We start from the raw sequence: 1,077 nt of genomic DNA, 5'->3' as shown, positions 1-1,077 counted from the left end.
TTTTGATCCAACTCATTATGATATTAAAGCGAGATACGAGGCTCACAAAGATACACTTGTTGAATTAGCACAATATCTTAACGTCCAACTAGTTAAACATCAAAAACTTATCAATATCATAGAAACGGTTTTATTGATGAATCAAGATACAGAGAATGCTTTTAAAGTGAACCAATTTAGAAAGACATTGCGTCATGTTAAAAATGTCTTACTCAGAAGAAAAAATAAAGATCGTTCTATATATGAACTTACTGATAAAGAAGAAAATGTTAATCAAGGAACGATTGTTTTCGAGGCATTTGGTGGTAAAAATTATAGTGATAGTCCGAAATATATATATGAATATATGCAAAAATACTATCCAAATTACAATTATGTTTGGTCACTTAAAAAACCTGATAAGAGTGTAATTCCAGGTAATGCTAAAAAAGTGAAACGTGGATCTGCTGAATACTATCAAGCATACTCTGAAGCAAGTCATTGGGTATCAAATGCACGTACACCGTTATATTTAAACAAAAAGGATAACCAAACTTATATTCAAACTTGGCACGGTACGCCATTAAAACGACTTGCAAATGATATGAAAGTCGTTCGTATGCCTGGTACAACAACTTCAAGATATAAACGAAACTTCAACCGTGAAACGTCACGTTGGGATTATTTAATTTCGCCTAATAGATATTCTTCAGAAATTTTCAGAAGTGCATTCTGGATGGATGAACCTAGAATATTAGAAATAGGCTATCCAAGAAACGATGTATTAGTGAATCGTGCAAACGATCAAGACTATATCGATGAAATCAAGACAAATCTTAACTTACCAAGTGATAAAAAAGTAATTATGTATGCTCCAACTTGGAGAGATGATGAATTTGTTAGTAAGGGTAAATATTTATTTGAGTTAAAAATTGATTTAGAAAATCTATACAATGAGCTAGGGGATGATTACGTTATCTTATTACGTATGCATTATCTTATCTCTAATGCTCTTGATCTAACAGGATATGAAAACTTTGCAGTTGATGTGTCTAATTATAACGATGTTTCAGAGTTATTCTTGGTAAGTGATTGTTT

The 1,077-nt window shown here is 31.5% G+C and carries 1 protein-coding gene; it reads left to right on the top strand.

Annotated features, from left to right (window positions below; translation table 11 throughout):
• The coding region (locus tag ACFVU3_RS40240; RefSeq protein WP_390073737.1) for a CDP-glycerol glycerophosphotransferase family protein at positions 1–1,077 on the top strand (1,077 nt) is incomplete at both ends.

Origin of the sequence: Streptomyces sp. NPDC058052 (assembly GCF_042885515.1) — a bacterium.
Taxonomy (GTDB): Bacteria; Actinomycetota; Actinomycetes; order Streptomycetales; family Streptomycetaceae; genus Streptomyces.
This window is presented reverse-complemented; position numbering and strand designations above follow the sequence as displayed.